At 77.1% G+C, this 9,833-nt stretch carries 2 protein-coding genes; both read left to right on the forward strand.

Going from position 1 to position 9,833, the window contains the following annotated elements; all coding sequences use genetic code 11:
- The first annotated feature begins 267 nt into the window (after positions 1-267).
- A complete protein-coding gene (locus AB0O91_RS00470) occupies positions 268-3,180 on the forward strand; it encodes a type I polyketide synthase (protein WP_363426719.1) in 2,913 nt (970 codons plus the stop codon).
- Positions 3,181-3,218: 38 nt separating this feature from the next.
- Positions 3,219-9,764, forward strand: a complete 6,546-nt coding sequence (locus AB0O91_RS00475) for a thioester reductase domain-containing protein (protein ID WP_363426720.1) — start codon at positions 3,219-3,221, stop codon at positions 9,762-9,764.
- The last annotated feature ends 69 nt before the right edge of the window (positions 9,765-9,833 follow it).

A 9,833-nucleotide genomic window follows, 5' to 3' on the forward strand; every position in this document is an offset into this window, starting at 1 on the left:
CCCGAGGTGTCGGTGCGGGTGGGGGAAGGCCCGGTGATCGTAACCGAACTCGACCGATGGGAAGTGATGGTGACGTCAGCTCACCAGGGAATGGCGGATTGGATGTTCTGAATACTGTCCAATGGATGCTCTGCATACTTTCCAAGCGGCAATGTTGACTGCGGGTCAGATCTGATAGAGATCGGCGTACCCGGCTAGGGTGCGTGCGCGATTGTCCGCCGTCGCGCCGCCCCTGCCGCCCCGCCCGATCCAGGACCGGAGACCCCCGTGGCCGACAATGACACCCTGCGCCAGTACCTGAAGCGCGTGGTCGCCGACGCCGTCGACACCCGGGAACGGCTGCGGGCCCTGGAGGAGCGGCAGTCCGAGCCGGTCGCGATCATCGGCACCGCCTGCCGCTACCCTGGCGGCGCGGACACCCCCGAGCGCCTCTGGCGGCTGGTCGACGACGGCGTCGACGCGGTCGCCGGACTTCCGTCGAACAGGGGCTGGCCGCTCGACTCCCTGTTCCACCCCGACCCCGACGTGGTCGGCACCAGCTACGTCGAACAGGGCGGATTCCTCTACGACGCCGATCAGTTCGACGCCGAATTCTTCGGAATGTCCCCGCGCGAGGCCGTCGGTACCGACCCCCAGCAGCGCATCCTGCTGGAAATCGCCTGGGAAGCCTGCGAAAGCGCCGGCATCCCGCCCGAGGACCTCCGCGGCAGCCGCACCGGGGTCTTCGCGGGAGTGATGTACAACGACTACGGCAGCCGCCCGCACCTGCCCCGCGAGGACTTCGAGGGCTACCTCTTCAGCGGCAGCTCCCCCGGCATCCTCTCCGGCCGACTCGCCTACACCTACGGCCTGGAGGGCCCCGCCGTCAGCGTGGACACCGCCTGCTCCTCCTCGCTGGTCGCGCTCCACCTGGCCTGCTCGGCGCTGCGCCGCGGCGAGTGCGACCTCGCGCTGGCCGGCGGGGTGACCGTGATGTCCACCCCCGTCGCCTTCCTCGGCTTCTCGCGCCAGCGCGCGCTCTCGCCGGACGGCCGCTGCAAGGCCTTCTCGGCGGCCGCCGACGGCGTCGGCTGGGGCGAGGGCGCCGGACTGCTGATGCTCGCCCGGCTCTCCGACGCACGCCGGGACGGCAGACGGGTGCTCGCCGTGGTCCGCGGCTCGGCCGTCAACCAGGACGGCGCCTCCAACGGCCTCACCGCGCCCAACGGCCCGGCCCAGGAACGGGTGATCCGCGCCGCCCTGGCGGACGCCCGGCTGACCGCCGAGGACGTCGACGCGGTCGAGGCCCACGGCACCGGGACGGCACTCGGTGACCCGATCGAGGCCCGGGCGCTGCTGCGCACCTACGGCCGGCGGTCGCCGGAGCGGCCGGTCCGGCTGGGCTCGCTCAAGTCCAACCTCGGGCACACCCAGGCGGCCGCCGGGGTCGGCGGGGTGATCAAGATGGTGGAGGCGCTGCGGCACGGGCGGCTGCCCGCGACCCTGCACGCCGAACCGCCCTCCCCGCACGTCGACTGGGCGTCGGGAGCGGTCGAGCTGCTCACCGCGGCCCGCGACTGGCCGCGGGGCGAACGGCCGCGCCGGGCGGCGGTCTCCTCCTTCGGGCTCGGCGGGACCAACGCGCACGTGATCCTGGAGGAGGCGGCGGCGGAGGAGCCTGCGGCGCCCGTGGTCGGGCTGCCGGTGGTGCCGTGGGTGCTCTCCGCGCGCTCCGCCCCGGCGCTGGCGGCGCGGGCGTGCGACCTGCTGGCGCTGGTCGGCGGCCCGGGAACGGCCCCGGACCACCGGGACGTCGCCCGGGCACTGGCCGTCACCCGGGCCGCGCTCCCGTACCGGGCCGCGGTGGTCGGCCGGACGGCGAAGGAACTCCGCGTCGCCCTGGGCGAGTTGGCCGACCGCCTCGCGACGGACGGCGCCCGCCGGGTGGCCGGGGACGTGCGGACGGCCTTCCACTGCCCGGGCGGCGAGGGCCCCGGGCGGGCCGCGGTGGCCGAACTCCGCTCCGCCTTCCCGGTGTTCGCCGCGGCGTACGAGGAGTCGGCCGCCGCCGAGGTGCCGGACGGTTTCGCCGTGCAGGTGGCGCTCCACCGGCTCTACACCGCCTGGGGGTTGAGCCCCGCGGTGCTGACCGGTGCCGGTGACGGTCTGGTGGTCGCGGCGCACCTGGCCGGGGTGCTCACGGTGCCGGACGCCGTTGCCCTGCTCGCCGCGCGGGAGCGGCTGCGGCGGGGCGGCGCCGACCCGGCGGCCCGGGTGGAGTTCCGCCGGGCGGTGGCGGCGCTGGCCGTCGAGCCGCCCCGGACGCCCCTGCTGTCGGCCGCGACCGGCCGCGCGGAACCGTTCGCGCACTGGGCCGACCCGGACGCCTGGACGGCCGACAACGGCGAACTGCCGGCGGACGTGGGCGCCGTCCTGGTGCTGGGCGCGGCGGCGGGCGGGGAGAGCCGCGCGGTGCCCGCGCTGGCGCCCGGCGAGGCGGCTCCGTGCGCCGCCGTCCGGGGACTGGCCCGGCTGTCCGTGCTCGGGGCGGCCGTCGACTGGTCCGCGTTCTTCGCCGGGAGCGGCACCCGGCACGTCGAGCTGCCGGCCTACCCCTTCCAGCGCGAACGGCACTGGCTGGAGCCGACCACCCGCGCCGACTCCCCGGGCCCGTCCGCGTCGCCGTCCGCGCCGATGCCGCACGGCGCTCCGACGGCGCCCGGGGCGCTCGCCCGGCGCCTCGCCGAACTCCCCGCCGGGGAGCGGCACGCCCACCTGCTCGACGTGGTGCGCGCCGAGGCGGCCGCCGTGCTGCGGATCACCGACCCGGCGGCGATCGAGGCCGGCCGTCCGTTCCGGGAGTTGGGTTTCGACTCGCTGACCGCCGTCCAGCTGCGCAACCGCCTGGCGGCGCTCGCCGGGATCGACCTGCCGGTCACCGTGCTGTTCAACCACCCGACCCCGGACGCCGTCGCCGGCCTGCTGCTCGACCGGACGGCCACCGCGGAGCGCCCGGACGTGCTGGCCGAAGTCGCCCGCCTGGAAGCCGCGTTGGCGGCCCTGCCGGCCGACGACCCCGCGCTGTCCGCCGCCACCGCCCGGCTGCGGCAGCTGCTCGACCGCCACGGCCGGCTGGAGGCCGCCACCAAGGACGAGCTGTTCGACCTGATCGACAACGAGCTCGGCCGGGCCCGGACCTGACCGTCCGTCCGCCCGTACGCCGAGAGAGGAAGCCAAGCATGTCGGACGACGAGAAGCTCGTCGACTACCTCAGGCGGGCCACCGCCGAACTGCGCAGCGCGCACCGGAGGGTGGCCGAACTGGAGCAGGCCCGGCAGGAGTCGACGGAACCGGTGGCCGTCATCGGCATGGCCTGCCGCTTCCCGGGCGGGATCGGCTCGCCCGAGGACCTGTGGCGACTGGTGCTGGACGGCGGGGACGCCGTCACGCCGTTCCCCGCCGACCGCGGCTGGGACCTCGACGCCCTCTACGACCCCGACCCCGCGGCGCCCGGCACCTCGTACGCCCGCGAGGGCGGGTTCGTGGACACCGCCACCCGGTTCGACGCCGCGTTCTTCGGCATCTCCCCGCGCGAGGCCATGGCGATGGACCCGCAGCAGCGGCTCCTGCTGGAGACCGCCTGGGAGGTGTTCGAGCACGCGGGTATCGACCCGACGCCGCTGCGCGGTGCCGGGGTCGGGGTGTTCGCCGGAGTCTCCGAGCAGTCCTACCTCGGCCCGGACACCCCGGCGGAGTACGAGGGGTACCTGCTGACCGGCCGGCTGGGCGCCGTCGCCACCGGCCGGATCGCGTACACCTTCGGCTTCGAGGGCCCGGCCGTCACGGTCGACACCGCCTGCTCCTCCTCGCTGGTGGCGCTGCACCTGGCGGTGCGCTCGCTGCGCGGCGGCGAGTCGGCGCTGGCGCTGGCCGGCGGGGTGACGGTGCTGGGCTCCCCGCTGGGCTTCGTCGACTTCGCGCGGCAGCGCGGCCTGTCCCCGGACGGCCGCTGCAAGTCCTTCGCGGCCTCGGCGGACGGCACCGGCTGGGCCGAGGGCGTCGGGCTGGTCCTGCTGGAACGGCTCTCCGACGCCCGTCGGCACGGCCACCGGGTGCTCGCGGTGGTGCGGGGCTCGGCACTCAACCAGGACGGTGCCTCCAACGGGCTGGCCGCGCCGAACGGCCTCGCCCAGGAGCGGGTGATCCGCCGGGCCCTGGCCGAGGCCGGACTCACCCCGGCCGAGGTGGACGCGGTGGAGGGCCACGGCACCGGGACGAGGCTGGGCGACCCGATCGAGGCACAGGCCCTGCTGGACGTCTACGGCCCGGGCCGTCCGGCCGAACGGCCGCTCTGGCTGGGCTCGTTCAAGTCCAACATCGGGCACGCGGCCGCCGCCGCCGGGATCGGTGGCGTGATCAAGACAGTCCAGGCGCTCCGGTACGGCGTGCTGCCCAGGACCCTGCACGTGGACGAGCCCACGCGACTGGTCGACTGGGCCGGGGTGCGGGTGCTCACCGAGCAGCAGCCCTGGCCGCGCACCGGAGCGCCGCGCCGGGCCGCCGTGTCGGGCTTCGGGGTCGGCGGGACCAACGCCCACCTCGTGCTGGAGCAGGCACCGGAGCCCGAACCGGAGCCCGAGCCGGCGGCCGGGGAGCCGGCCGGGGAGGAACCGCTGCCCGCCGTACCGTGGCTGCTGTCGGCCGCCACCGGGCCGGCCCTGCGCGCCTGGGCGGCGCGGCTGCTGGAGCACCTGGAGGCGCACCCCGAGGTCTCGCCCCGGGACGTCGCCGAGACCCTCGCCACCGGCCGGGCCGCGCTCAAGCACCGCGCCGCACTGGTCGGTCCCGACCAGGACTCCCTGCTGCAGCGGCTGCGGGCGTTCGACGCGGCGGACGGCGTCGCCGTGCGGCCGGGTCGGACGGCCTTCCTGTTCACCGGGCACGGCGCGCAGCGCCCGCGGATGGGACGCGGCCTGTACGACGCGTTCCCGGCCTTCGCGGCGGCCTTCGACGAGGCCTGCGCCCAACTGGACCGGTACCTGGAGGTACCGCTCGGCGCGGTGCTCTCCGGTGCGGGCGCGCTGGACCGCTTCGGGTACTCGCAGGCGGCGGTGTTCGCCTTCGAGGTGGCGCTGTTCCGGCTGCTGGAGTCGTTCGGGGTGCGGCCGGACGTGGTGGCCGGCCACTCGGTCGGCGAGCTGGCGGCGGCGCACGTCGCGGGCGTCCTCTCGCTGCCGGACGCGGCCGCCGTGCTGTCCGCCCGGGGCCGGCTGGTCGAGGCGCTGCCCGCGGGCGGGGCGATGGTGGCGCTGGAGGCGACGGAGGCGGAGGTGCTCCCCCTGCTCGCACGGTACGACGGGCGGGTGTCAGTGGCCGCGGTGAACGGCCCGTCCGCCGTGGTGGTGTCGGGCCCCGCCGAGGAGGTGGGTGCGCTCGGCGCCGAACTGGAGGGCCGGGGCCGCCGGGTCCGGCGCCTGGCGATCCGCTCGGCCGCCCACTCGGCCGCGCTGGACGGGACGCTCGAGGAGTTCCGGCGGGCGGTGGCCGGAGTGCGGCTGGGCGCGCCGACGCTGCCGCTGGTGTCGACCCTGACCGGGCGGTTCGCCACCGCCGGGGAGCTGTGCTCCCCGGACCACTGGACGGCCCAACTGCGCCGACCGGTCCGCTTCCTGGACGCGGTCCGCACCCTCGCCGCCCACGGGGTGGTGGCCACGCTGGAGGTCGGCCCCGACGCGGTGCTGTCGCCCCTGGTGGGCGGCTGCCTGGAGGAGGGCACGGCGGTGACGGCGGTGGCCGCCGTACGGGCGGGCGCGGCCGAGGCGCCGGGACTGGTCGCGGCGTTGGGGGAGCTGTGGGCGGCCGGGGTGCCGGTGGACTGGCGTGCCCTGCTGGGGCCGCGCCGCTCGGGGCCGGTGGAGCTGCCGACCTACCCGTTCGAGCGGGAACGGTACTGGCTGACCTCCCGTCCGGCGGCCACCGCCGGGCCGGGCGGCCGACCGCTGGCGCACCCGCTGCTGGCGGCCGTCCACGAGGTGGCCGGGCACGGCGGGCTGCTGTTCGCCGGGCGGCTGCCGGAGCCGTCCCCGGCCGCACTGGTCGAGCTGGCCCTCCGGGCGGGCACCGAGGCCGGCTGTGCGGTGCTCGACGAACTGCTGGTGGGGAATGCGGCCGAGCTGCCCGAAGTCGGCTCGCTGGAGGTCCAGTTGGCGCTGGCCGCGCCGGACGCGGACGGACGCCGTCCGTTCACCGTGCACACCCGCGCGGGGGAGGACGGGGCCTGGACGCCGGCCGCCACGGGTGCGCTCAGTCGGGGTGGCCAGCGTCCGGTGGGGCCGGTGGCCGAGGGCGGGGCGTGGCCGCCGTCGGGCGCGGAGGCCGTCGCGCCGGGGGCCGTCGAGCCGGAGGTCCCGGGGGTGACGGCGCGGTGGCGCCGCGGCGAGGAGCTGTTCGTCGAGGCGGCCCTGACGGACGAGCGTGTGACGGACGAGCGCCTGACGGACGAGCGCGCGGCCGAGGGCTGGGGCCTGCACCCGGAGCTGCTGGAGCGGGTGGTCCGCTGCGCCGGGCCGGGGACCGCCGTCGAGTGGCGCGGCGTCCGGCTGTACGCCGTCGGTGCCACCCGGGTCCGGGCCCGGATCACGCCCGGGCCGGCGGGCCCGGGGCTGTACCTCGCCGATCCGAGCGGCCGTCCGGTCGCCTCGGTGGACGCGGTGACCGTGCGTCCGGCCGCCGAGCGTCCGACGGCCGAGCGTCCGACGGCCGAGCGTCCGGCCGCCGAGCGGGCGGCCGCGGCGGCGCGGGCCCGTGCGAACGACGGACTGTTCCACCTCGACTGGGTGCCGGTCACCCTGCCGACGGCCGTACCGCCGGTCCGGTGGGCGGTGCTCACGGACGGCCCGGACGGCCCGGATGGAGGGGACGACGCGGCGCCGGTTCCGCCCCTCGGGCGGCGCTTCGGCGACCTCGGGGCGGTGCTGGCCGCCGTCGGGGAGTACCAGGCGGTGCTGGCGCCGCTGTCCCCGGCGCCGGGTCGCAACGTCCCCGTCAGTGTGCACGAACTGGCCGTCCGGGCCCTGGAGTTGGCGCAGCGCTGGCTCGCGGACGAGCGGACCGCCGACCGGCCGCTGGTGGTGGCGACCCGGGGCGCCGTGGCCGGGGCGGGTGATCCGGCGGCGGCCGCCGTGTGGGGTCTGCTGCGCTCGGCCCAGTCCGAGGCCCCCGACCGGATCCTGCTGGTCGACCTGGACCACGACCCGGCCTCGCTCGCCGCCCTCCCCGCCCTGCTCGCCTCCGGGGAGCCCCAGGCCGCGCTGCGTGCCGGCCGCGCCCTGGTGCCCCGACTGGCCCGGGCCGTGGCGCCGCCCGGCCCGGTGGCCGCCGACGGCTCGCCCTGGCGCCGCGACGGCACCGTGCTGATCACCGGCGGTGTCGGTGCGCTCGGCGCGGTGTTCGCCCGTCACCTGGTGCGCCGGCACGGCGTGTCGCACCTGCTCCTCACCGGTCGGCGCGGGCAGGCGACCCCCGGCGCGGACCGGCTGCGGGCCGAGCTGACCGCCCTCGGCGCGCAGGTCGAGGTCGCCGCCTGCGACGTGGCCGACCGGGCCGCGCTCGCCGCCCTGCTGGCGGCCGTCTCGGCCGAGCGACCGCTCACCGCGGTGCTGCACGCCGCCGGGGTGCTGGACGACGGGATGCTCGCCGCCCTGACACCCGAGCGGCTGGCGGCGGTGCTGCGGCCCAAGGTCGACGCGGCCTGGCACCTGCACGAGCTCACGCTCCGGCACGAGTTGTCCGCCTTCGTGCTGTTCTCCTCGGTCGCCGGGATCGTCGGTGGCCCGGGGCAGGCGAACTACGCCGCCGCCAACACCTTCCTGGACGCACTGGCCGAGCACCGCGCCGCACTCGGCCTGCCCGCCACCGCGCTCGCCTGGGGGCTCTGGCGGGACGAGGGCGGCATGGCCGGGCACCTGGGCGAGGCGGACCTGCGCCGGATCGCCCGGGGCGGGCTGCGCCCGGTCACCGCCGAGGACGGCCCGCACCTGCTGGACGCCGCGCTCGGCGGGCGGCGGGCCGCCGTCGTGGCGACCCCGCTGGACCTACGGGCGCTGCGGCAGCGGCCCGCCGAGGTCCCGCTGGTGTTCACCGGTCTCACGCCCCTGCCGCCCCGCCCGCGGGCCGGGACGGGCGAGGCGGAGGCCGGGAGCTTCGCCCGACGGATCGGCGCACTGCCGCCACGGGAGCGCCGGGAGCTGGCCGTCGACCTGGTGCGTCGCGAGGCCGCCCGGACGCTCGGCCACCTCGACGCGGGCGGCGTCGGCGCCGAGGACGCCTTCCCCTCCCTCGGTTTCGACTCCCTCGGCGCCGTCCAACTGCGCAACCGGCTCGACGCGCTCACCGGCCTGCGGCTGGCGGCCGGGGCGGTCTTCGCCCACCCGACCCCGGCCGAGCTGGCCGACCACCTGCTGGAGACGCTCGCAGTGACCGGTGCCCTCCCCACCACCGGCGCCGCCGGTTCCCCCGCCACGGCGAGCACCCGTTCCACCGCCGGCCCCCGCTCCACCGCCGGTCTCCGCTCCGCCCCCGACGGGGACTTCGCGGCCGACATCCGGCTCGACGACGACATCCGCCCGGCCGCCGAGGTCGTCCCGGTCGCGGTCGAGCCCGGGGAGGTGCTGCTGACCGGGGCGACCGGCTTCCTCGGCGCCTTCCTGCTGCGCGACCTGATGCGCACGACCAAGGCCACCGTCCACTGCCTGGTGCGGGCCGCCGACCACACCGCCGCGACGGCACGGCTGCGCGAGCGGCTCCGCTGGTACCGGGTGTGGGACGAGATCGACCAGGACCGGTTGGTGGTCGTGGTCGGCGACCTCGGGCAGCCCCGGCTCGGTCTGACCGAGCTGGAGTTCGACCGGCTGGCCCGGATCGTCGACGTGGTCCACCACGCCGGGGCCGCGGTCAACTGGCTGCGTTCCTACGCCGAACTCCGGTCCACCAACGTGGCCGGCACCCAGGAAGTACTGCGGCTGGCCGCCCGGCACCGCACGGTGCCGGTGCACCACATCTCCTCCACCGGGGTGTTCACCCCGGCCGCCGCGGGCGAGGGCCCGCGGACCGTCACCGCCCCCACCGGCCCGCCGGAGGCGCTGGCCCACGGCTACGCGCAGAGCAAGTGGGTCGCCGAGCGGGTGGTGGGGATCGCCCGGGAGCGCGGACTGCCGGTGACGGTGTACCGGCCGGACGTGATCTGCGGGGACCAGCACCACGGGGCCTGCCAGACCCGGGACTTCGTCTGGCTTAGCCTCAAGGGCCTGGTCCAGGCCGGGGCCGTCCCGGCCGGGCTCGCGGACGAGGGCCTGGGTGCCGTCCACATGACCCCGGTCGACTACGTCAGCGCCGCGATCACCGCGCTGGCGGGGCAGCCGGAGAGCGCCGGCGGCACCTTCCACCTGCAGAACACCGGCACCGAGGGGTACGGCGAACTCATCGGATACCTCAGGGAGTTGGGCTACCCGCTGCCCGAGGTGGCGGGGGAGGAGTGGCGCCGGACGGTGTTGGCCGACCCGGGCAATGCGCTCACCCCGTTGCTCGACGAGTTCGAGCGGCTCTCCGTCCACCAGGGCGTCCACCGGCTGATGGACGTGACCGCCACCGACCGGGCGCTCGCCGGCACCGGGATCGACCGGCCGACGGTCGAACTGGCGCTGTTCCGGCGCTACGTGGACTTCTTCGTCCGGACCGGCTGGCTGCCGTCGCCCCCGGCCGCCCCGGGGGCCGCCCCCACCGCCTGACGGCGCCACCGGGTGACCCGGCCACCGCCTGACCTGGCCACCGCCTGACCGCGCCGCCGCTCGACCGCC

Origin of the sequence: Kitasatospora sp. NPDC089797 (genome assembly GCF_040684795.1) — a bacterium.
In the GTDB taxonomy this organism is placed as follows: domain Bacteria; phylum Actinomycetota; class Actinomycetes; order Streptomycetales; family Streptomycetaceae; genus Kitasatospora.

What these genes read in the sequence shown, in the direction of transcription:
- AB0O91_RS00475 (WP_363426720.1), top strand. Translation starts at nt 3,219, where the DNA reads ATGTCGGACGACGAGAAGCTCGTCGACTACCTCAGGCGGGCCACCGCC.